General features: G+C 64.0%; 1 protein-coding gene (only partly in view). It reads left to right on the forward strand.

Annotated features, from left to right (window positions below):
- On the forward strand, positions 1-26,882 hold the 5' portion of the coding sequence (locus D8W71_RS12725; RefSeq protein WP_121113989.1) for a non-ribosomal peptide synthase/polyketide synthase. It continues 3,244 nt past the right edge of the window; 26,882 of the gene's 30,126 nt are visible here — the first part of the coding sequence; the start codon lies at positions 1-3; its stop codon lies off the right edge, out of view.

The following is a 26,882-nucleotide window of genomic DNA, read 5'->3' on the forward strand; positions in this document are numbered from 1 at the left end:
TTGGACCCGCTAGGTTGGGAAGAGTCAGCCGAAGGTGCAACCGCAGGTGCGCAGGCACCTGGCCCGGTCTTTCCGCTCTCGCCCGCACAGCTCGGCATGTGGTTCGCACAGCACGTCGATCCGTCCGTACCGGCCAATATCGCCCAGTACGTAGAGCTCCGAGGTGAGCTCGACCGGGACCTACTCCAGCGCGCATCGTCCGAGGCTGCCCTCGAACTTCAGTCCGGTTTCGTCCGAATCGTCGAGGTCGACGCCGAACCTCGTCAGTACGTAGACCCGTCTCTCGACGACACGCTCGGCTACCGCGATCTGCGAGGAGAAGCCGATCCGCGCGCAGTAGCTCTGTCGTGGATGCGCGCCGATTACAGCGCGCCGATCGACATCCTCCGCGATCGTCTGATCTCTGCAACGATCTTGCACCTCGAAGACGACGTCTACTTCTGGTACGAGCGGGTGCACCACGTCGTCCTCGACGGCTTCGGAGCAGTGACGTTCATGAACCGCGCTGCGGAGTTGTACACGGCCGCGGTGGAGGGAACCGACCCCAAGAAGAATCTGTCCTCGGACCTCCAAAAGGTATACGACCTCGACATCGCCTACCGCGATTCGACCCGCTTCGAAACCGATCGAACGTACTGGGCGGACCGGATTGCCGGTCTCGACTCGCCCACGACTCTCGCCGGTCGCACTGCAGCACCGGCGCCGGTCTCTCAAATCGACACCACTTCTCTGTCGACTTCGGCGGTGGAGAACATCGACCGGATGACCGGAGCGACCGACACCACGCTGGCGACAGTGGTGATCGCCGCATTCGCCGCGTACCTCGCCCAGATGACGGGCCGCGAAGACGTCGTCCTCAGTTTGCCGGTCACGGCACGAACAACGGCTGTGTTACGCCGATCGGGCGGAATGGTCTCCAACGTCGTTCCACTGCGCATCGATGTAAGCGCCGACACGACGGTAGAGCAACTCCTTGCTCGCATCGGTACCGAGGTCACCGGTGCGCTACGACACCAGCGCTACCGACACGAGGACATCCGCCGCGATGCAGGCGGCGCCAGCGGGCAAGCGTCGTTCTTCGGTCCGTGGGTCAACATCATGCTGTTCTTCGGCGAGGTGCGTCTCGGTTCGATGGTCGGCGGCATCAACATCCTGTCGACCGGCCTCATCGAGGATTTCGGCCTCAACCTGTACACGAGTGTGGCGGGCAGCAAGACGCACATCGACTTCGAGTCGAACCCGAACCTGTACTCCGCCGAGGAGTCGGAACGAAATCACACCCGGTTCGTCCAGTTCCTGGACCGCTTCGCCGCTGCCGATCCGTCGACCGAAGTCTGGGATCTGCAGCTTTCGACACCGGCTGAGCAGAAGTCGATCCTCGAGGTGTGGAACGCGACCGACCACGAGTTCGAGCAGCGAACCTTGCTGTCGGAGTTCCACGACCGAGTCGACTCCGCACCGGCGTCGACGGCATTGGTCTACGAGGACGACTCGCTGACCTATGCAGATATGGCGTCCCGGGTCAGTGGACTGGCCCGCATCCTGATCGACAAGGGCGTCGGTCCCGAGACTCTCGTCGGACTGTCGATTCGACGCTCGCTCGATTTGGTCGTCGCGATGTACGCCATCGTCGAAGCGGGCGGTGCGTGGGTTCCGATCGATCCAGACCACCCCGCCGACCGCACGGCTTACATTCTCGAGTCGGCCAATCCGCTGTGCGTGCTCACCGTGGCCCGAGACGGCGTCGAATTGCCGGTAGGCACTGACATCGTCGAGGTCGATCGGTTGGAGTTCGACGGCCTGGACACGACGCGGGTCGACGACCGGCATCGGCTTTCGCCGTTGCGAATCGGCAACACGGCCTACGTCATCTACACCTCGGGCTCGACCGGCAGGCCCAAGGGGGTTGCAGTCACGCACGAGGCGATCGACAACCAATTGCGTTGGATGCGTACCGAGTACGCACTCGACGCGTCGGACGTCTACCTGCAGAAAACCGCGACGACGTTCGACGTGTCTCTGTGGGGTTTCTTCCTCCCGCTACAGGTGGGCGCCACCATGGTGCTGGCAACGCCGGATGGACACCGCGACTCCATCTACGTCGCGAACAGAATCGCCGAACTCGGTGTCACCGTAACCGATTTCGTACCGTCGATGCTGACCGTGTTCGTCGCGAATGCTCCCGTCGGAACCTGCTCGACACTTCGTCACGTATTCGTGATCGGCGAGGCGCTGCCCGCCGAAACCGCGGCCGGATTCCGAGCCATCTGCGGAGCGGGTCTGCACAACTTGTACGGTCCCACGGAGGCGGCAGTGTCCGTCACCTTCTACGAAAGCGGTGTTCAGGACACTCGCTCGGTGCCTATCGGTGTGCCGGAATGGAACACCAAGGTGCTTGTGCTCGACGCCAGGCTCCGACCCACGCCGGTGGGGCAGCCAGGAGAACTGTATCTCGCGGGCATTCAGCTGGCGCGGGGATACGTAGGCCGGCCCGACTTGAGTTCGGATCGGTTCGTCGCAAACCCGTTCGGTGGTGCGGGAGCACGAATGTATCGCACCGGCGACCTGGTCGAGTGGCGGGCCGACGGCAACATCGAGTACATCGGCCGCACGGACTTCCAGGTGAAGTTCCGTGGTCAGCGAATCGAACTGGGCGAAATCGAGACTGTTCTCCTCGCCCACCAGTCCGTCTCGCAGGCAGTGGTATTGGTCGTGTCCACGGCCACCGGTGACCAACTGGTCGGATATGTCGTCGCAAGTCCCGACGCTGTCATCGACACCGCGGAACTCAGCGAGTTCGCGGGCGGATCACTGCCGTCCTACATGGTTCCGGCCGCGCTGATGGTTCTGGACGAGTTGCCGCTCAACACATCTGGCAAGTTGGACAGGAAAGCGCTTCCTGCCCCGACCTTCTCGAGCGCCAAGAAATATCGTGCCCCGCAGTCCCGGGCCGAGTACGTCGTCGCTGGGGTGTACGAGGACGTACTCGGGGTGAGCCAAGTCGGTCTCGACGAGGACTTCTTCGAGCTCGGTGGAAACTCGCTGATCGCGACGCAACTCGTGACGCGAGTCGGTAGTGCGCTCGGTGTGCGTCTCGGAGTCCGCGAATTGTTCGAAGCGCCGACGGTCGGTGCTCTCGCTGCCCGTGCCGAGAATGCGATCGCGCAAGGCTCCGTCGGACCTGATCTCGTGGCGACCACCAGACCCGAGGTCATCCCGCTGTCGCTGGCACAACAGCGGATGTGGTTCCTGAACCGCTTCGACCCTGATACTGCGGCCTACAACCTGCCCTTCATGGTTCGCATGAGCGGTGAGGTCGACGAACACGCAGTGTCGCAGGCATTCTCGGACGTCGTATCGCGCCACGAGAGCCTGCGGACCGTCTATCCGCAGGTGGACGATTCGCCCCGGCAGGTGATACTCCCAAGCCACGATGTGTTCACAGGTTTGACGGCGACGAATGTCGACCAACTTTCGTTGACCAGCAGATTGGTCGAGCTCGCACGCCAAGGCTTCGACGTGTCGCTTGCAGCGCCATTTCGTGTCGAACTCTTCAAGTTGTCCGACACCGAATACGTGCTCGCCATGGTGCTCCACCACATCGCGGCAGACGGATTGTCCTTCGGTCCACTCGCGCGTGACATCATGGTGGCCTACGAGGCGCGAACCAGCGGACGCGCTCCTTCGTGGGCGCCGCTGGAAATCCAGTATGCGGACTACGCACTGTGGCAGCGCAGCGCGCTCGGCCTGGAGAACGACTCGAACTCGCTCTCCGCCAAGCAGATCAACTACTGGGTACACGCGCTCGACGAACTTCCCGACCAGCTCGATCTTCCGTCCGACCGACCCCGACCCGCGGTTGCCACCAACGGGGGTGCAAAGAGTCGATTCGTCATCGATGCCCGGGTGCACGAGCAGCTCGCCGCCGTCGCGCGCTCTCACCAAGCGTCGCTGTTCATGGTCGTGCAAGCCGCGTACGCAGTTCTACTGTCGCGGCTGAGCGGAACGGGCGACATTGCGATCGGTGCGCCGATCGCAGGTCGTGCCAACGAACGACTCGACGACATCATCGGCATGTTCGTCAACACGCTCGTGCTGCGCGCCCGTGTGGATCCGCACGAATCCTTCGAACAGCTGCTCGACCAAGTTCGAAACGCCAACCTCTCGGCGTTCGCACATGCCGACATTCCGTTCGAGCGACTCGTCGAGGTGCTCAATCCGGCGCGGTCGACCGCCCGTCACCCCCTCTTTCAAGTTGCGTTGTCGCTGGAAACTGCGAGAGTTCGGGAACTCGACTTCGCCGGATTACGGGTCGTTGCAGAGGAACTCGACGTTCCGATCGCGAAGTTCGATCTCCAACTGTGGTTGACCGAACATCTCGACGAGAATGGGCGACCGGACCGGATCGAAGCGACCTTCGACTACGCAACGGACCTGTTCGACGCTTCCACCATCGAAGGGTTCGCCGAGCGGTTCCTTCGCATCCTCGACGCGATCGTCGCCGACGCATCTGTTCCGCTCGGGGCGATCGACATCCTGGAGCCGGACGAAGCTCGACAGTTGACGTCCGTTCACGGGGGAGCGCCCCGGTCGAGCCGCCTGCTTCCGGAATTCCTGGCAGCCGGTGTCGTGTCGAATCCCGACGGTGTCGCCGTCCACGCGGCAGGCGCCGAGGTGACGTATCGAGAACTGGACGAGATCACCGATCGCTTTGCGCGCTTCCTGATCGCTCGCAACATCGGACCGGAAACTGTTGTCGCACTCGCGTTTCCCCGGTCGCTCGAGATGGTGTTGTCAGTGTGGGCGGTCGCGAAGTCCGGTGCGGCATGGGTACCCGTCGATCCGGAATATCCGGTCGACCGCGTCCGTCATATGCTCTCCGATTCCGGGGCAGTCGTCGGAATCACGTCGGCCGCGCGGGTCGAGGAACTGCCCGCGACGTGCCAGTGGTGGGCGATCGACGATCCCACCTTCGAAGCGGCCGTCGGGAAGTTTCCGGCCGAGCCTGTCACCGACTCTGACCGAATCAGTCCATTGCGGTTGGACAATCCCGCATACGTCATCTACACCTCCGGTTCGACAGGTTTGCCCAAGGGCGTCAGTGTCACGCACCGCGGGTTGTCCGGGCTGATCGACCAGTCTCGCGAGCTGTACCGCGTCACCCCGAATTCGCGTATCGCGCACGTTATTTCGCCGAGTTTCGACCCGTCGGTTCTCGAATGGGCGCTCGCTGCCTCGGCAGGCGCCGCGCTCGTAGTGGCGCCACCGACGATCATCGGCGGGCCGGAACTGCACCGACTCTTTGCAGATGCAGCGGTGACGCACGCGATCATCACCCCTGCGGTCCTCGGCTCCATGGATCCAGCCGGACTCGACGAGTTGGAATTGCTGTCCGTCGGAGGCGAGGCGTCGGCCGCCGATCTGGTGGCTCGATGGTCGCCCGGCCGTCGCTTCTTCAACGCGTACGGACCCACCGAAACGACGATCGTGTCGACTCGCGGTGAGTTGTTCGTCGGTGAGCCGATCACCGTTGGCGGACCGGTCCCCGGTGTCGGTGCGCTGATCCTCGACACACACTTGCAGCCCGTTCCTGCCGGTGTTGCAGGAGAGCTCTATCTGTCGGGGGAGGCTGTGGCGCGTGGGTACTATCGGCGCGCTGGGCTGACGTCCGAGCGATTCGTTGCCGATCCGCACGGCGATCCGGGCACGAGGATGTACCGCACGGGCGATGTCGTTCGCTGGACGAGCGCGTTCGAGATCGAGTACGTGGGCCGCTCCGACTTCCAGGTCAAGGTTCGTGGATTCCGTATCGAATTGGGCGAGATCGACGCGGCTTTGGAGACTTCCCCCGCTGTCACGTTCGCCGCAACGATTGGTCACGAGATGCCCTCGGGGCAAACAGCTCTCGTGTCCTATGTGCATGGATCCTCGCACATCGACAGCGGAGAGCTGTCCGCGTTCGTGGCCCGGTTGCTTCCGAGCTACATGGTGCCGTCGGCGATCGTCGTTCTCGACGAGGTTCCACTCACGCCGATCGGCAAGCTGGACCGGCGCGCTCTGCCTGCCCCGGAGCTCGGAATCAGCTTCCGGCAGTTCCGTGCGCCCGTAACCCCGATCGAAGAAACTGTCGCGACCGTGTTCAGTGATGTCCTCGGCGCGCCCGTGGTGGGGCTGGACGACGACTTCTTCGAGCTGGGTGGCAACTCGCTGGTCGCGACCCAAGTGGTGGCGCGGCTCGGTGCCGCTCTCGACGCGCAGGTACCGGTACGTGCGATCTTCGAGTCCCCGACGGTGGCGCAACTCGCGATACGCGTCGAACAGGAAGCGGGCCGCGGTGCCCGCATTGCGCTGTCGAGAGGTGTTCGGCCAGAGCGCATTCCGCTATCGCTCTCGCAGCAGCGCATGTGGTTCCTGAACCGGTTCGACACCGAGTCTGCGACCTACAACCTCCCGATCGCGTTGCGTCTGTCCGGAGTCCTCGACGTGCCGGCCTTGCAGGTGGCGATCATGGACGTCATCGACCGACACGAATCGCTTCGCACGGTATTTCCCGATTCGGCCGACGGACCGCACCAAGTGGTCCAGGATGCGGCTCAGATCGTGCCGAACCTGATGCCCGTCGATACCACGGCAGCCGAACTGCAGAAGGCCATCGCGCACCTCGCGTCCACGGGCTTCGACGTCACTGCCGACGTTCCGGTTCGCGCGCAGCTGTTCGAGATTGCTCCAACCGAGCATGTTCTGACCATGGTGGTCCACCACATCTCCGCCGACGGCTGGTCGATGGGGCCACTCGCACGCGATGTCATGGTCGCGTACGCAGCGCGCACCGAATGGGAGTCCCCGGCGTGGGTGCCGCTTCCGGTGCAGTACGCGGACTACACGTTGTGGCAGCGCGCCACACTCGGATCCGAGGACGACACGACCTCGTTGATCTCGCAGCAAGTCCGCTACTGGAGGAACAACCTCGACGGACTGCCCGATCAGTTGGATCTCCCGACCGATCGTCCACGTCCGGCCCGGCAGTCGTTCGGCGGCGGGACCGTCGAGTTCGAGATCGAACCACGCATCCATCAGGGGCTGCTCGACCTTGGACGCGAACGAAACGCATCGTTGTTCATGGTCGTGCACGCTGCTCTCGCGGTCCTGCTGTCCCGGTTGTCCGGTACCGAAGACATCGCAATCGGCACGCCCGTCGCCGGCCGTGGTGAGCAAGCGCTCGACGACGTCGTCGGAATGTTCGTCAACACTCTGGTGCTGCGGACCGGCGTCGACGGACACGAGTCGTTCAACGATCAGCTGGCCCACGCCAGGGAAGCTGCGCTCGGTGCATTCGCTCACTCGGACATTCCGTTCGAGCGACTCGTCGAGGTGCTCAACCCGTCGCGTTCCACTGCGCGTCACCCGCTCTTCCAGGTGATGCTTTCCTTCGAGAACCTCGGACCGACGCATCTGGATCTGCCCGCACTGAGCATCGACAGCGTCGACCTCGACGTTGCCGTGGCGAAGTTCGACCTACAGCTGACGCTGACGGAACGCCTGACCTCGGGTGGAAAGGCCGACGGTTTGTCGGCCGAATTCACCTACGCCACAGATCTGTTCGACGAAGCGACCATTTCCTCGTTTGCGGACCGCTTCCTGTACGTACTCGACGCCGTCATCGCCGACTCGACAGTCGCGGTCGGCGATATCGAGCTGTACGACGCTGTCGAACGTGGCTTGATCCTGAAGTCCTGGAACAACACCGCGCACGCGCTCGACTCCGAAGCAACTCTGCTGGACGCGTTCGACGCCCAGGTTCTCGCTCGTCCGGACGCGCCTGCCGTGGTGTTCGACGGCACCTCCGTCACGTACGCCGAATTCGGTGCTCGAGTGGAACGTCTGGCCCGCGTACTCGTCCAACGCGGCGCAGGTCCGGATGTTCTCGTCGGGGTGGCCATGCGCCGCTCGATCGACATGATGGTCGCGCTGTACGCGGTTCTTCGTGCCGGTGCAGGGTATGTGCCGATCGACCCGGATCAGCCGTCCGAGCGCAACGAGTACATCCTCGACGTGGCGGCACCGGTTGCCGTGCTGACGACGACGCGCGAGGAGTTCGAGTCTCCGTCGGGTGTCACGACGATCGTCGTCGACGATCTGGACCTCGAGTCGGTGTCGTCGAACCCCCTGACCGACGCAGAGCGTCCGGTACCACTCCGCCCGAGCAACGTCGCTTACGTGATCTTCACGTCGGGCTCGACAGGACGACCCAAAGGCGTTGCCGTTTCACATGCTTCGGTGGTCAACCAGGTGTCCTGGCTTGTCGCCGAGTACGAATTCGACAACACCGACGTCATCCTGCAAAAGACCCCGTTCACCTTCGACGTGTCGGTGTGGGAGCTGTTCGGTGCCTTGTCCATCGGTGCGCGCCTGGTGGTCGCGGAGCCCGACGGTCACCGTGATCCCGGATACCTCGTCTCGGTCGTCGAGTCGGAGGCGGTGACAGCGACGTCCTTCGTTCCCTCGGTGCTGTCGGCATTCGTTGCGGCTGTGCCGACAGACGGCTGTTCGTCCCTGCGCACTGTGCTTGTCGCCGGCGAGGCATTGCCCGCGTCGGTCGTGGATGCGGCAGCAGCAGCCCTGCCCCGCGCTGCATTCCACAACCTGTACGGGCCTACCGAATTCGCGGTACACGCCACTGCGCGACCGGTCGCGAACGTGGCCGGATGGAGCGCTATCGGTGCGTCCGCTCCGATGGGATCCCCGGTCTGGAACACCCGCGTACGCGTTCTCGACGCTCGGCTGCGGCCGGTTCCCATCGGTGTCGCGGGAGAGCTCTATCTGTCGGGTACGCAGGTCGCGCGAGGCTACTACGGCCGCGTGGATCTGACCGCAGACCGATTCGTCGCGTCTCAATTCGGCGACGGCGGACGCATGTACCGCACCGGAGACCTCGTGCGCTGGACCGCATCCGGTGAGCTCGAGTACCTCGGTCGGACCGATTTCCAGGTCAAGTTGCGTGGATTGCGCATCGAGCTCGGCGAGATCGAATCTGCGTTGCTCGGCCATCCGTCCGTCGCGCAGACGGTCGTGTTGGTGCGCTCGGACCAACTCGTCGGATACATCGTTGCTGCCGATGGTGTGTCGGTCGACACCGGAGTGTTGCAGCGTGCAGTGGCGAATGTTCTGCCGACCTACATGGTTCCGTCGACGTTCGTGGTGTTGGACGCATTGCCAGTCGGTGCGTCCGGCAAGCTCGATCGCACTGCGTTGCCGGACCCGATCTTCGAATCGAAGGAGTTCCGCGCTCCTCGAACTCCCGTCGAGGAGATCGTGGCCGGAGTGTTCGCCGAGGTTCTGGGAGCCGCGCGCGTCGGACTCGACGACGACTTCTTCGAACTGGGCGGAAACTCGCTGATTGCGACGCAGGTCGTGTCGCGTGTGGGTGCTGCGCTCGGCGCGCGGGTGCCGGTTCGAGTTCTGTTCGAGGCGTCCACCGTCGAAGGCCTGGCCGCACGCGCCGAATCACATGTGGGCGGCGGACGCGTTCCGTTGGTAGCCGGAACCCGCCCGGATCGAATTCCGTTGTCGTTGGCGCAGCAGCGTATGTGGTTCCTCAACCGATTCGATACCGAGTCGGCCGTGAACAACCTTCCCGTCGCCATCAGACTCTCCGGCACCCTGGACGTCTCGGCATTGCAGGCTGCGATCGCCGACGTCCTCGAACGCCACGAGTCTCTTCGCACCGTGTACCCGGAGACCGACGGTGTTGCTGCACAGGTCATCTTGCCGACGTCGTCGGCAGTGCCGGTCCTGACGCCCGTACCGGTCCGCGAGGACGATCTGATCGCCCGGATCACCGAAGTCATGTCGACGGGGTTCGACGTCACGACCGAGGTTCCGTTGCACGCGGAACTACTCAGTCTGTCGGACACCGAGTTCGTTCTGGTCTTCGTGGCGCACCACATCAGCGCCGACGGCTGGTCGATGGGCCCTCTGACCCGCGATGTGATGGTTGCGTACGCGGCTCGCACCGTCGGGGAAGCACCCGGCTGGCCCCCGCTCCCGGTGCAGTACGCCGACTTCACGCTCTGGCAGCGTGAGGTTCTGGGCGACGAGCATGATCCGGGTTCGTTGATCTCGTCGCAGGCGGCGTACTGGAAGAGCACCCTTGCCGGTCTGCCGGAGGAACTGGTTCTCCCGTTCGACCGGCCACGCCCTGCCGTCCAGGCCTTCGAGGGCGGCACCGTCCCGTTCCGCATCGAACCGGAGTTGCACCGGGAACTCGTCGCCCTGGCACGGAGCACCGGAACGACGCTGTTCATGGTCGTTCATTCGGCCTTGGCCGTGCTGTTGGCTCGGTTGTCCGGAACTTCCGACATCGCGATCGGTACCCCGATCGCGGGTCGCGGCGAGGCAGAACTCGACGACGTCATCGGTATGTTCGTCAACACTCTCGTGTTGCGCTCCGTCGTCGAAGGCAGCACGTCCTTCGCCGAACTTCTGGACGCGAACCGAGAAACCGACCTCAAGGCGTTCGGTCACGCCGACGTGCCGTTCGAACGGTTGGTGGAGATCCTCAACCCTGAGCGGTCGACGGCCCGGCACCCGCTGTTCCAGGTCGCCCTGTCCTTCCAGAACCTTCCCCAGACGACTTTCGAGCTGCCGGGTCTGAAAGTGGGAGCCGTCGATTTCGACATCGACGTCGCCAAGTTCGATCTGTCGCTGTTGCTGTCGGAGCACACCGATCAGGCCGGCATGCAGACAGGGATTTCGGCCGAATTCACCTATGCGTCGGCGTTGTTCGATGCCGGCACGGTCGAGACGTTCGCCAAGCGATTCGTTCGCGTTCTCGAAAGCGCTGTTGCGAATCCCGAGCGCCCCGTCGGGGACATCGTTCTGCTCGAGGACGTCGAGTACGACTGGCTGACCCACGTCCACGGCGACACCGTGACCCACGGCGGTCTGCTCCACGAGATCTTCCATCGGGGAGTGGAGATCAGTCCCGACGGTATCGCTGTTCGCGCGGACGGCCGTTCGATCACCTACCGAGAACTCGACGCCGCATCGACCAAGTTCGCGAGACTGCTGATCGAACGAGGCGCTGGACCGGACAGCATCGTCGCGCTCGCGTTTCCGCGCTCGTACGACATGGTCCTCGCAGTCTGGGCTGTCGCCAAAACCGGTGCGGCACATCTACCTGTCGACCCGACGTACCCACCGGGCCGCGTCGAGCACATGCTCGGCGACTCGGGCGCGTTGTTCGGCGTCACGTCGACCCGTTACGTCGACGACCTTCCCGACGCCACCCTGTGGCTGACCGTCGACACCCCAGAGTTCGATGCTTTGCTCGCCGATCGGTCCGAGACTCCGATCACCGACGCGGACCGAACAGCTCCGGTCTCGATCGACCACGCGGCCTACATGATCTACACCTCCGGCTCGACGGGACTGCCCAAGGGCGTCGTGGTGACGCACAGTGGTCTCGGCGGAGTCCTGGACGCGGCGACCGACCTATACCACCTCGACGCGTCGTCGCACTTCCTGCACATCTGCTCGCCGAGCTTCGATCCATCGGTGCTCGAGTGGATGGCGGCGTTCTCCGAGGGCGCGACTCTCGTAGTGGTTCCGTCGACGATCATCGGCGGCGAGGATCTCGCCGAGTTGTTGAAGGCCGAGAAGGTCAGTCACACGATCATCACGCCTGCAGTGCTCGGAACGATGGACTACTCGGGCATCGACAGTCTGAAAGTCGTGTCGGTCGGCGGCGACGTCACGACGCCTGATCTGCTGGCACGGTGGGGTACAGGACGCAAGTACTTCAACGGCTACGGCCCCACCGAGACAACGATCATCTCGACGTTCGCGGAGCTGCGGCCGGGTATGCCGATCACGGTCGGCCGCCCCATCCACGGCATGTCTGCGCTGGTTCTCGACGGCCGACTCAACCCGGTGCCGGTCGGCGGAGCAGGTGAGCTCTATCTCGCGGGCGGCGCGTTGGCGCGTGGCTACCACGGGCGCGAGGATCTGACCGCGTCGCGATTCGTGTCGAACCCGTACGGCGCCCCAGGTTCTCGTATGTACCGGACGGGTGACGTCGTGCGGTGGACCTACGGGTCCGACGCGGTCATCGCCGATCCCGCAGCGGTCACTCTGGAGTTCGTCGGCCGCTCGGATTTCCAGATCAAGGTCCGCGGATTCCGTGTCGAACTCGGTGAGATCGACGCAGCACTCGTGCAGCACGACACAGTGTCTTTCGCGGCGACCGTGGGCCGTGAACTTCCCAGCGGCGCAACCGGGCTGGTGTCCTACGTTCTGCCCACCAAGGGCGCTACTGTCGACATCGACGTGCTCGTCGAGTTCGTGGCGCGGTCACTGCCCAGCCACATGGTCCCCGCATCGGTCGTCGTTCTGGACTCGGTCCCGCTGACGCCGGTCGGCAAATTGGACCGCGCCGCCCTACCGGAGCCGGTCTTCGCCGAGCAGGAGTTCCGCGGCGCGAGCAACGAGATCGAAACGATCATCGCCGAGGTGTTCGCCGACGTGTTGAACATGGACCGCGTCAGTGTCGACGAGTCGTTTTTCGCGCTCGGAGGCGACAGCATCGTCTCGATTCAGCTGGTCTCGAGGGCCAAGGCCCGAGGAATCTCCTTCAGCCCGCGCGATGTCTTCGAACGTAAGTCCGTAGCCGGACTCGCCGAAGTCGCAACCGTCATCGGCGAGGCCGAGGAACGACCGGTCGTCGAGGAATTGGCCGGCGGCGGCATCGGTCCGCTCGCGCTCACGCCCATCATGAAGTCGATTCTCGACGCGCCGGGTAGCTTCGGGCGGTTCGCACAGTCCGTGGCAGTGGTCTTGCCGACCGGAATCGACCATGGGCTGCTCAGCCGGACCGTCGGCGCCGTAGTCGATCACCACGACATGTTGCGATCGGTGGTCGAACGCGTCGAGGGCGGTGAGTGGACGGTCCATGTCCGCGATCGCGGAACCGTGGACGTGGAGAAGATCCTCGTCCGTGTGAGGCTCGACCATGCGATCGACGACGCCGCATTGCGTGCCCGCGCCGAAATCGAACTGGACTCGGCCAGGGATCGTCTGGATCCCGAATCGGGCCGGATGCTCGAAGCCGTGTGGTTCGACTTCGACACCTCGGACGGACCTGTTCGGCCCGGGCTTCTGCTCGTGGTTGCGCATCACTTCGTGGTGGACGGTGTGTCCTGGCGAATCCTGCTCCCGGACCTGGCGATCGCGTGGAGTCAGGGTGCGGCCGAGCAGGCAGTCACGCTTGGGCCGGTCGGCACATCGATGCGCCGCTGGGCGCACGGTCTCGTCGACGCCGCACACGACAGCGCCCGCGAAGCAGAGGTTACGTGGTGGACCGAGGCGCTTGCGGGAAGTGATCCACAGCTCGGTTCGAGGCCCTTCGACTCGGCCGTCGACACGTTGTCGACCACCTCGAGGGTGGACGTCGAGCTCTCGGAAGCAATCACCGAGGCAGTACTCACCGGCGTGCCCGGCGCGTTCCACGGCGCCGTCAACGACGGTTTGCTCGCAGCACTCGCATTGGCGTTGCTGCAGTGGCGAACTCGCCGTGGATTCGAACTCGCCGAGGTACTGGTCAAGCTCGAAGGCCACGGCCGCGAAGAGGACATGGTTCCCGGGGCAGACCTCTCTCGCACCGTCGGCTGGTTCACGAGTGCATTCCCGGTGCGCTTCGACCTTCACGGAATCGACCTCCGCGACGCGTTCGCGGCAGGACCGGCCATCGGATCCGCCGTCAAGGCCGTCAAAGAGCAGTTGCTCGCCGTGCCGGACAAGGGCATGGGCTACGGGCTGCTGCGCTACCTCAACGGCGAGACCGGCAAGATTCTCGAATCGGTGTCGAACACACCTCAGCTGAGTTTCAACTACCTCGGACGCGTCTCGACGCAAGGTATCTCGGAAGAGCTGACCGGCGGAGCCTGGCTGCCGTCCACGGTGCTGGCCGACGTCAGCGCTCCTGGTGACAGCGATATGCCGGCGAACGCGACGATCGACATCAACTCCGCCGTCGTCGACACAGCGGCCGGACCACGGCTGACTGCCAGCTTCACCTTTCCCGACGGGCTGCTGTCCCGCGAGGATGTGACCGAGTTCGCGGATCTGTGGGCCGACGCACTGTCGGCGTTGGCCGAACACGTCGGGCGCGAGGACGCCGGAGGGCTGACTCCGTCGGACGTGACGCTCGTGTCGTTGTCGCAGAACGACATCGATCGATTCGACTCCGCCTACACCGCGATCGACGACATCTGGTCGCTTGCTCCGTTGCAATCAGGACTTCTGTTCCACGCGCTCGTGGCGCAAACGTCCGTCGACGTCTACACGATGCGAGTGTTACTGAAGCTGACGGGCGAGGTCGACGCGGACCGGTTGCGTTCTGCCGCACAAGCGTTGCTCGACCGGCACGAGAATCTCAGAACGGCGTTCGTTCAGAACGCGGACGGGGTGTCCGTCCAGGTGGTACTCGACCACGTGGACGTTCCGTGGACGGTCGTCGATCTGACCGGACTGTCCGAGTCCGATCGCGATGCCGCTTTCGAGGACGTTCGCGTCACCGACAAGGTTCGACACTTCGACCTGACGGCGCCGCCTCTCATGCGGTTCACCCTCGTGAAGATGACCGAGGGAGACTACAGGTTCCTTGTATCGAGTCATCACCTCCTTCTCGATGGTTGGTCGACTCCGCTGCTCATGCGAGACCTGCTGGCGCTGTACGCATTACGCGGTGACGGCTCTTCCTTGCCGCGCGCCCGCTCGTACAAGTCCTTCCTCGCGTGGGTCGCGGAGCAGGATGCGGCGGTCTCGAAGCAGAAGTGGGTCGAGGCCTTGGCGGGCGTCGAAGAGCCGACTCTGCTGTCCTCGGTCGATCAGAACCGAGCAGTCTCGTCCGACGCGGCCGAACATGTCCTGGACTTGAGCCGGTCACTGTCCTCGTCGTTGCAGTCCGCCGGTGCTCGACTCGGCGTCACCCTCAACACGATGGTGCAGGCAGCCTGGGGTGTTCTCCTCGGGCGTTCGACGGGCCGCGAGGACATCGTCTTCGGCGCCACCGTGTCCGGTCGTCCCGCCGGATTGACCGGGGTCGAATCCATGGTCGGACTCTTCATCAACACCCTCCCGGTCCGCGTACGAATCGGCGGTCACGACTCGATCGAGTCCCTGCTGCTTGCGTTGCAAGGCCAGCAGGCCGATCTTCTGGACCATCACTATCTCGGACTCAACGAGATACAGCGTGCCGCGAACATCGGGCCACTGTTCGACACTCTCACGGTGTTCGAGTCCTATCCTGTCGATGAAGCCGGTCTCACGGCGCAAGCCGAGAACATCGACGGTATGTCGGTCGCGGACGTCGCGATGGAGGATGCGACGCACTACCCGCTGACGCTGCTGATCGCGGTCGACGATCAGGTACATCTCAAGCTCAAGTATCTGACCGACGTATTCGACGCGAGTGAGATCGCTTCGATGATGGGACGGTTGGAGCGGATTTTCGAAGCCATGGCGGCCGACAGGTCGAGGGCTGTCGACGACATCGACCTGTCCGACCCGGCTGAGCGTGCGCTTCTGAGCACGGTCAACGACACCGGGCACGATGTCGATCCTGCGGCGACGCTCGTGTCCCTGTTCGAGGCACAGGTCCGTGCAACGCCCGATGCGGTCGCGTTGACCTTCGAGGGTCGCTCGCTCACCTACGCGGAATTCGACAGCCGATCCAACGCTGTGGCGCATGCCTTGATCGGGCGAGGAGTGGGAGCGGACGCGCTCGTAGCAGTTGCCATGCGTAGGTCACTCGACTTCATGGTGGCTCTGTACGGCGTGCTCAAGGCCGGGGCGGGTTACGTTCCGATCGACCCCGATCAACCCGTCGAGCGCAACGAGTACATCCTCGATACCGCTGCGCCGGTGCTGGTTCTGTCGACGGCTATCGACGACTACGTCGCGCCGCGGGGAGCGAACACCGTCCTCGTGGAGGATCTTCTGGAAGGCGACCGCCGCACCGGCGTGGTCACCGATGCCGACCGAATTCGGCCGCTCCGGCCGACGAACGTGGCCTACGTGATCTTCACGTCGGGCTCGACCGGGCGTCCCAAGGGTGTCGCGGTTCAGCATGCCGCGGCCGTGAACCAGGTGACCTGGCTGATCGCGGAATACGGACTCGGGCCACAGGACGTGGTTCTGCACAAGACTCCGTTCACGTTCGACGTGTCGGTGTGGGAACTGTTCGGTGCTCCCGCGTCCGGTGCTCGTCTCGTTGTGGCCGTGCCGGATGGGCATCGCGATCCGGCGTACCTGGTGTCGGTGATCGAAGCGGAAGGTGTGACGGCCACGTCGTTCGTACCCTCGGTTCTGTCTGCGTTCGTCGAGGCCGTCGCTCCAGGCGGGTGCGCCTCGTTGCGAGCGGTGTTGGTGGCTGGTGAGGCGCTGCCCGCGTCCGTGGTGAGGTCGGCGGCATCGCGTCTGCCGGAAGCTGCCATCCACAATCTGTACGGCCCGACCGAGTTCACCGTGCATGCGACTGCACGCCCGGTCGCAGGAGTCCCAGGTTGGGATATTGCCGGGTCGTCTGCGCCCATGGGATACCCGGTGTGGAACTCCCGCTTGCTCGTGCTGGATTCGCGACTTCGCCCAGTCCCTGTCGGAGTCGCAGGTGAGTTGTATCTCGCCGGAGTGCAGGTCGCACGCGGTTACTTCGGTCGTCCCGACCTGTCGTCGGACCGCTTCGTGGCGTCGACGTTCGGCGACGGAACGCGGATGTATCGCACCGGCGACCTGGTGAAGTGGACGCCGACCGGCGAGGTCGAATATCTGGGACGCACGGACTTTCAGGTCAAACTGCGTGGTCTCCGCATCGAACTCGGCGAGATCGAAGCAGCCCTGGTCAGTGTGGATACCGTCGCGACCGCCGTTGTCCAGGTTCGGTCCGATCAGTTGGTGGCGTACGTCGTGCCCGCGCGTGAGCGCTCTGTCGATGTCGACGCGCTCCTGCGTTCGACCGCATCGGTCGTGCCCGCGTACATGGTTCCGGCCTTGGTCGTGGTCCTCGATGCTCTACCTCTCGGACCGTCGGGCAAGCTCGATCGAAAGGCCCTGCCGGATCCGGTATTCGAGAGCGATCGGGAGTTCCGTTCTGCAGAGACCGAAGTCGAACGAGTCCTGAGTGGCATCTTCTCCGAGATTCTCGGTCTCGATCGTGTCGGAGTGGACGATTCGTTCTTCGCACTCGGCGGTGACAGCATTGTCTCCATCCAGCTCGTCGCTCGTGCGCGGGCGAAGGGCGTCGTCATCTCCCCGCGAGATGTGTTCGAGTACAAGACGATTTCCGCTATCGCGGCTGTGGCGACGACCGAGCTGGAAACCGACACGCAGGTGTTGGAGGAACTGCCGGGCGGCGGAACCGGATGGATGCCGCTGACGCCGTTCGCGCAGTCGGTCGTCGAACGTGGCGGATCTTTGGATCGATTCGTTCAGTCCGTGACGCTGGATCTGCCCGTCGGGATCGACAGAGCCGGAATTGTCGGAACGATCGAAGCGGTGGTCGACCGTCACGACGGGCTCCGCGCAACGCTCGTGCACAACGACCAGGGGTGGGGTCTCGAGATTTCCCCGGCTGGTGCAGTGGAGGTCGATTCTTCGATCGACCGTGTCGAGATCGATCCCGCACTCGCTCACGACGAAGTTCTGTCCGTGGTGGCCAGGGCTGTCGACGAATCGATGAAGCAGATGTCTCCGCGCGGGGGCAATATGCTCCGCTTCGTCTGGGCCGATTTCGGTGCGGAACGATCCGGCCGAATCGTCGTCATTGCTCACCACCTCGTCGTGGACGGAGTTTCCTGGCGAATCCTTGTGCCCGACTTCGTTTCTGCGTGGGCGCAGCTAAGTTTGGGTAACACTCCGGTACTACCGGAGATCGGTACTTCGCAACGTCGTTGGGCCCACGCTCTGCACGACGAGGCACACAACGCTGCACGGATGTCCGAGATCGAGCTGTGGCGCGCAGTCGCGGGCAGCCCGGACCCACAGTTGGGTTCGAGGCCGTACGACCCGAGTGTCGACCTACAGTCCACAGTCGAACGAGTGTCGGTGGTTGTACCGGCCGACGTCACTCACGCCGTGCTCACCGCGATACCGGACGCGTTCCGTGGTGGCGTGAACGACGGCTTGCTCGCGACGCTCGCTCTCGCGGTTTCGCGGTGGAGGGCAGCCCGGGGTGTCGACGCACCTTCGACGCTCGTTCAGCTGGAAGGCCACGGCAGGGAAGAGTCGGTAGTACCCGGGGCGGACTTGTCCAGGACAGTCGGCTGGTTCACCAGCGCTTTCCCCGTTCGTCTCGACCTCGGCGGCATCGACACCGCGTCGGCGATCGATGGCGGCGTCGAGATCGGCGCTGCCGTGAAGGCTGTGAAGGAACAGCTTCTGGCGGTTCCGGACAAGGGTATGGGATACGGCCTCCTCCGGTATCTGAACGACGACACGGCGGCAGAACTATCGACACTGTCCTCGGGACAGATCAGCTTCAACTACCTCGGTCGACAGACGACGGGCGAGGTGCCCGACGGTATCGACGGGTGGCTGCCTGCAGGCGATTTCGATGACCTGGTTGTAGTCGGCGACGCGGACATGCCCGCAAACAAGGTGCTGGACATCAACGCGATCGTGCGTGGTGCCGGTGAAAATTCCGAACTCGCGGCAACGTTCGCGTTCCCGAGCGGTGTCCTCACCGGGGCCGAAGTGCGAGACTTGGCGGAGTTGTGGGTCACCGCGCTCACCGCGCTGGCCGCACACGTGGCACACGGACGAGCTCGTGGGCTGACCCCCTCGGATGTCCCTTTGGTCGCGGTGACTCAGAACGACATCGATGTCGTCGAGGCGCGCTACCCATCCACGACGGACATGTGGTCGCTTGCGCCGTTGCAGTCCGGACTTCTGTTCCACGCGATGCTCGCAGACTCCTCGGTTGACGTCTACACCATGCAAATGGTGCTGACGCTGTCCGGCCAGGTCGACGCAGACCGTCTTCGTGGTGCCGCACAGGCGCTCCTCGACCGATACGACAACCTCAGGACAGCATTCGTCACGACCGAGGACGGTTCCTCCGTCCAGGTCGTGGTCGACGACGTCACGGTTCCGTGGTCCGAGCGCGATCTCTCGCATCTACCGGCCGCCGACCGTTCGGTCGCATACGAAGAACTGCGAGCAGCGGAACAAGCAGTCCAATTCGATACCACCGCAGCTCCTCTCGTGAGATTTACTCTGGTGAAGCTGGGCGAGGGCGAGTACCGACTCCTGTTCGCGAACCACCACATCCTGATCGACGGCTGGTCCATGCCGCTGTTGATGAAAGACCTGCTGGTTCTCTACGCCGTTCGCGGTGATTCGTCGTCGCTGCCCCGGGTGGCGTCGTACCGTTCGTTCCTGTCGTGGATCGCTCGTCAGGACCACGCCGAGTCTGCGCGTGCATGGGCTCGTGCGCTCGATGATGCACCCGAGCCCACCTTGCTCGCGCCCGCATCGTTCGGCCGCGAGATCACATCGAGGTCCGGTGCCGTCGAGACCGCTTTGTCGACGGAACTCTCGGAGTCGTTGTCCGCGCTGGGTGCTCGACTCGGCGTCACAGTCAATACGCTCGTCCAAGCAGCGTGGGGCATTCTGCTCGGTGCGTCTACGGGGCGTGACGACGTGGTCTTCGGTGCCACCGTCTCGGGAAGGCCCGCAGGGCTGACCGGAGTCGAATCCATGGTCGGACTGTTCATCAACACCCTCCCCGTCCGCGTCCGGTTCGATCCCGCCGAGACGATCGAATCCGCGCTCGTACGACTGCAGGGCGAGCAGGCAGACCTGCTCGATCACCACTACCTCGGACTGACCGAGGTGCAGCGGGCAGCAGGCGTCGGAAACTTGTTCGACACGTTGACAGTGTTCGAGTCGTACCCCGTGGACGAAGCAGGACTTGCGGCACAGGCATCGAATATCGACGGCATGGCCGTCACCGGTGTCGAATCGAACGACAGCACGCACTACCCGCTGACGCTTCTCATCGTGTCCGACGACCGTATTCGGCTGACACTCAAGTACTTCGAGGATCTGTTCGATCGGGGCGCCGCGGTAGCACTGATCGAGCGGGTGGAGCGAATTCTGACAGCTGTCGCCGCGGACTCGTCGCAGACGCTGAGCAGTATCGAACTGCTCGACGACAGCGAGCGCGTGTCGCTCACCCGCGACCGGAACGCGACCGACCGCGCAGTGGACGATCGCATGCTTCTCGACTCGTTCGCAGAGCAGGTACGCCGTACCCCGGATGCGCCTGCACTGACCTTCGGAGGCGAGACGATCACCTACCGAGAGTTCTCGGTGCGGGTGAACCGCCTTGCGCGGTACCTGGTCGGCCGCGGTGTCGGACCGGAGTCTGCCGTCGCGGTGGGTATGCGCCGCTCGTTCGACCTCCTCGTCGGTGTCTACGCTGTGCTCGAAGCAGGCGGTGCCTACGTGCCGCTCGACCCGGAGCAGCCGGCCGACCGAATCCAGTACATCCTGGACACCTCCGACGCCGTACTCGTGCTGTCGACCGAGCGCGACGCGCTCGTCGTCGATTCCGAGGTCGTTCTCGTCGACGGTATTGCGCTGGAGGAGTTCTCGTCCGATCCACTCGAACCGTCGGAACGCCTGGCGGCTCGGAGCGCGGACAACAGCGCCTACGTGTTGTTCACGTCGGGTTCGACGGGTCGTCCGAAGGGTGTGGCAATTTCGCATCGGGCGATCGTGAATCGTTTGGAGTGGATGCAGGCCGAGTACGGGTTGACCGTGTCGGATGTGGTGGTGCAGAAGACGCCGGTGACGTTCGACGTCTCCGTCTGGGAGTTGTTCTGGCCGTTGCGGGTTGGTGCGCGGATGGTGGTTGCGAGGCCTGATGGTCACCGTGACCCGGCGTATCTCGCCGAGCTTTTCGTGGGTGAGTCGGTGTCGGTGGCGCATTTCGTGCCGTCGATGTTGGGGGTGTTCACAGCGGAACCGTCTGTCGCCGATGTGGATAGTTTGCGTTGGGTGTTCGCGTCCGGTGAAGCTCTGCCGTCCACCACGGCCGCCAAGTTCACGCAGTTGGTGCCGTCGGCGCGGCTTGTGAACCTTTACGGACCGACCGAGGCTGCGGTCGACGTCACGTACCACGAGTACGTGCCCGGTGACGTCGCTGGCGTGCCCATCGGTCGACCGGTGTGGAACACCGCGGTGTTCGTGTTGGACAACGCGCTCCGGCTCGCGCCCGACGGTTCCGAGGGTGAGCTGTATCTCGGTGGCGTCCAGTTGGCTCGTGGGTACAGTTCTCGCCCGGATTTGACTGCCGACAGGTTCGTCGCCAACCCGTTCGGTGCAGGCAGGCTGTATCGCACAGGAGACGTGGTCCGGTGGAACGATGCCGGCGAACTCGTCTACGTCGGGCGTTCGGATTTCCAGGTCAAGCTGCGTGGGCAGCGCATCGAACTCGGGGAGATCGAGTCGGCGTTGCTCGCCGACGAGTCCGTTGCGCAGGCTGTGGTAGCGGTTCGTGCGGATCGACTCGTGGCGTGGATCGTGCTCGCTTCGGATACGTCTACCGATGAGATCGGCGAGCGCGCAGGCGCACGCTTGCCTGCCTACATGGTCCCGACGGCGTTCGTCGTCCTCGACGTTCTTCCTCTGACGGTGTCCGGCAAACTGGATCGAAAGGCATTGCCGGAACCGGAGTTCGAAGCGCGTGAGTACCGGGCACCCGGCACACCGATCGAACAGATCGTGGCCGACGTGTTCGCCGACGTCCTCGGCGTACCTGCCGTGGGACTGGACGACGACTTCTTCTCTCTCGGTGGTAACTCACTCGTCGCCACTCAGGTGGCTGCTCGGTTGAGTGCTGCGTTGGATGCGAGCGTTCCGGTCCGTGCGTTGTTCGACGCTTCGACTGTGGTTGGTCTGGCTCGTCGGGTGGAAGATCATGTCGGGGCAGGTGGTCGTGCTGCTTTGGTGGCGGGTCCACGCCCGGAGCAGATTCCGTTGTCGCTGGCTCAGCAGCGGATGTGGTTCCTCAACCGCTTCGACACGGAGTCTGCGGTCAACAACATCCCAGTAGCGATTCGTCTGTCGGGTTCGCTCGATGTCGACGCGCTCAGGCAGGCGGTCGGTGACGTTCTCTCCCGTCACGAGAGCTTGCGCACGGTCTACCCGGAGGCAGACGGTGTCGGCCATCAGGTGGTGCTGTCTGCATCGGCTGTGCCGGTCGATCTGGAGCCGGTCGCCGTGGGGGAGAACGATGTTCTTCGTGCGGTGGTCGAGACGGTGTCCGTTGGTTTCGACGTCGCTCGGGATGTTCCGGTGCGGGTGCGGTTGTTCGAGCTCGGCGAGTTCGATCACGTGTTGGTGTTCGTGGTTCACCACATCGCCGCCGACGGGTTCTCGATGGGCCCGCTGACTCGCGACGTGATGGTCGCCTACGCTGCGCGGACGGCCGGCGACGCACCGACCTGGGCGCCGCTCGACGTTCAGTACGCGGACTACACGCTGTGGCAACGTGCTGCGCTCGGCAGCGAGGACGATCCGTCGTCGCTGGCGTCGGAGCAGGTCGCCTACTGGACTTCGCAGCTGACCGGACTCGCGGACCAGATCGAGCTTCCCTTCGATCACGCCAGGCCCGAACAGGCGAGCTATCGGGGTCGGACGAGTTCGTTCACGGTGCCGCCGGAGTTGCATGCGCAGTTGGATCACTTGGCGCGTGAGAACAATTCGTCGTTGTTCATGGTGGTGCATGCGGCGTTGGCTGTGTTGATGTCGCGGTTGTCGGCGTCGGACGATGTTGCGATCGGTACGCCGATCGCCGGACGCGGCGATGCACGTCTGGACGATTTGATCGGGATGTTCGTCAATACTTTGGTGTTGCGGACGCAGGTCGAGCCTGGAACTGGGTTCGCGGATCTTCTTGCTCATACGCGTGAGGTGGATCTGCAGGCGTTCGGACACGCCGAAGTTCCGTTCGAGCGTCTCGTCGAGGTGCTGGACCCGCAGCGTTCGCAGGCTCGGCATCCGCTGGTGCAGGTGGTGCTCGCCTTCCAGAATCTGGGCCATACCGCTCTGGAGCTTGCGGGGTTGTCTGCGGAGGCACTGCAGTTCGATGCGGAGATCGCGAAGTTCGATGTGCAGTTCACGTTCGAGGAAGCCGACAAGCTCGGCGGCCTGACGTGCTACGTCAGCTACGCGACGGATGTGTTCGAGTCCTCGACCATCGAGTCGATGGGGGAGCAGTTCCTCGCAGTCCTCGGCGGTGTCGCTGCGGACTCGTCGATCCCCGTCGGTGACATCGAGATCGTCGACGCCGCCACACGCGATCGTGTTCTGACGCAGTGGAGCACATCCGGACCGGACGTCCGTTCCGGTGGCGTGTCTGTGGGCGCAGGCACTCTGGTGGATCGTTTCGATGCGTCCGTGACGAAGAACCCGGACGGCATCGCGGTGCGGTTCGGGGACACGGCCGTCACCTACCGTGAGCTGGATGCCTCCGTGAACCGGATGGCCCGACGGCTGATCGCGGCAGGGGCTCGTCCCGACGCCCTGGTGGCGGTTGCGTTGCCGCGGTCGGTGGATATGGTCGTGGCATTGCTCGCCGTGGTCAAGTCCGGCGCAGGTTACCTGCCGGTGGATCCGTCGTACCCGAGCGATCGCATCGAGTTCATGGTGGCCGATGCGTCGCCGGTAGCGGTCGTGACGACGTCCGACGTGTTGGCCGGTGAGTCGATGGCGAGTGTGCGCGACGGTGACATCACCGTTGTCGATGTAGCTCGAGATGATTCGGCTGCCTGGGATTCGGCAACTATCACCGACTCGGAGCGAGCGGCACCGCTGAACGCGGACAACCTTGCTTACGTCATCTACACGTCGGGTTCGACGGGCAGGCCCAAGGGCGTGCTCGTCCCGCACAGGACCGTGCTGCAGTTGATGGACAACACCGATGGCTCGTTCGGTTTCGGTGGCGATGATGTGTGGACGATGTTCCATTCGTATGCGTTCGACTTCTCGGTGTGGGAGTTGTGGGGACCGTTGTTGTACGGCGGGACGTTGGTGGTGGTGGATTACTTCACCTCGCGTTCGCCCGAGGCGTTCCGGGAACTGCTCGTCACCGAGGGTGTGACGGTGCTCAATCAGACTCCGTCGGCGTTCTACCAGTTGGCCGAGGTCGACCGGGTTCAGGGTGCCGACGCAGGTGAACTTGCTTTGCGTTATGTGGTTTTCGGTGGTGAGGCTTTGGAGCCGCGGCGTTTGGAGGGGTGGTTCGCTCGGCATGGTGACGGCAGTGCATCCGAGTCGGGTGTGCGGTCGGGTCCGTTGTTGGTGAACATGTACGGCATCACCGAGACGACGGTGCATGTGTCGTTCCGTGCGTTGTCGGCGCAGTCGATCGGGTCGGCGTCGGTGATCGGTGCGCCCATTTCGGGTCTCGGGGTGTACGTGTTGGACACCCGCTTGCAACCGGTTCCGGTCGGTGTTGCGGGTGAGCTCTATGTGTCGGGTGGGCAGTTGGCGCGTGGGTATCTCGGTCGGGCTGATCTGTCGGCGGTGCGGTTCGTGGCGAACCCATTCGGCGACGGCAGGCTTTACCGCACCGGCGACGTTGCTCGCTGGATCGAGAGCGTGGACGGTAGCGGTGAGCTGGTGTACCTCGGCCGTGCGGATGATCAGGTGAAGGTCCGGGGTTTCCGTATCGAGCTCGGTGAGATCGAGGCGGCGGTGTCTGCGCAGGAGGGTGTGACTGCTGCTGCGGTGATCGTGCGTGAGGATTCGCCGGGTGCGCAGCGTTTGGTTGCCTATGTCGTCGGTGATGCACACGTCGAGGACGTCAGAGCCGGTGTGGCGGAGTTGGTTCCGGAGTACATGGTGCCGGCGGCGTTCGTGTCGGTCGAGGTGATTCCGTTGACGGTCAACGGCAAACTCGACCGCAAGGCGTTGCCGGAGCCGACCGCCGTGTCGACTGTGTTCCGTGCGCCCTCGACGCCCATCGAGGAGATCGTGGCGGGTGTGTTCGCCGATGTTCTCGGGGCGTCACGCGTGGGTGTCGACGACGATTTCTTCGCTCTCGGCGGCAACTCGCTGATTGCAACCCAGGTCGTGTCGCGGCTGGGCAGTGCACTCGACGCCTCGGTTCCGGTGCGATTGCTCTTCGAGGCGTCCTCGGTGGGTGACCTCGCAGCCCGCGTCGAAACTGCAGTCGGTGGTGGTCGCACGGAGCTGGTTGCGAAGCAGCGCCCGGCCAGGGTTCCGCTGTCGCTTGCACAGCAGCGCATGTGGTTCCTCAACCGCTTCGACAGTGCGTCCACGGCATACAACATTCCGATGGCGCTTCGGTTGTCCGGCACGCTCGACGAGGATGCGTTCGCCGCTGCGATCGGCGATCTCGTCAATCGGCACGAAACGTTGCGCACCATATATCCGGACACCGATACCGGTCCGGTGCAGCAGGTTCTGTCGACCGAGCGTGCTGGGATCTCGCTGCAGGTGGAAGACGCAGACGCCGATTCTGTCACCGCGAAGGTGATGGCTTTGGCAGCAACGCAATTCGACGTGACTGCCGAGGTTCCGGTCAGGGTCACCCTGTTCTGCCTCGCGGCAGACGAGTTCGTCGTGGCCATGGTGGTGCACCACATCTCAGCGGACGGTTCGTCGATGGTGCCCATGACGACAGACCTCATGACTGCCTATGCAGCTCGCACCACAGGCGCCGAGCCGGACTGGGCACCGTTGCCGATTCAGTACGCGGACTACGCACTGTGGCAGCGCGAGGTTCTCGGACGCGAGGACGATCCGAGCTCGGTTGGTGCGCAGCAGCTCGCGTACTGGAAGACCGCGTTGGCGGACCTTCCTGACCAGTTGACGTTGCCCATCGACAAGCCGCGCCCAGCGGATCAGACGTTCCGGGGTGACCGCGTCCAATTCGAGGTGTCGGCACAGACCCACGCGGCGTTGCAGGACCTGGCCAGAGCCAACAACTCCACCGTGTTCATGGCCGTGCATGCTGCGTTCTCGGTGGTGCTTGCGCGCCTGTCGGGGATGAACGACATTGCCGTCGGTACCCCGATCGCCGGCCGTGGTGAAGCGGCACTCGACAATCTCGTCGGAATGTTCGTCAACACGCTCGTTTTCAGACTGGATGTCGACGGCGGGTTGAGCTACACCGAACTGCTGGCGCAGGCACGCGAGACCGATCTGCAGGCGTTCGCGAACGCGGACGTACCGTTCGAGCGTCTCGTCGAGGTGCTCAATCCGGCGCGCTCGACCGCCAGGCACCCGCTGTTCCAGGTCGGGTTCTCGTTCCAGAACGTCGCACGGTCGTCGCTCGAGCTCGGGGACCTGACCGTGTCGGCGGTGGATGCGGATTCAGGGAACTCGCAGTTCGACCTGCACCTGATCCTGGCCGATCACTACGACGACGCCGGCGCGCCTGCAGGTTTCGAAGCGCTCATGACCTACGCGAGCGATCTGTTCGAGGCCTCGACGGTGCAGAACATCGTCGCGCGGTTCGTGCGGGTTCTCGACGAGGTCGTCGCGAATCCCTCTGCGGCAGTGGGGGACATCGAGATTCTCGACTCGGACGAGCGTCGTGCGGTGGTATCGGAGTGGAACGACACCGCACACAGCGTAGACACCGCGCTTACCCTCGTCGATCTGTTCGACAGGCAGGTTCGTACGAACCCGGACGCCACGGCTCTGGTGTACGAAGGCGAATCGATCTCGTACGCCGACTTCGGGGCCCGCGTGCACCGGGTAGCTCGGTCGTTGATCGACCGCGGCGTGGGACCGGAGATCCTCGTTGGACTGGCGATTCGCAGGTCGGTCGATCTTCTCGTGGGCATGTA

This window comes from Rhodococcus sp. P1Y (genome assembly GCF_003641205.1).
Lineage (GTDB): Bacteria > Actinomycetota > Actinomycetes > Mycobacteriales > Mycobacteriaceae > Rhodococcoides.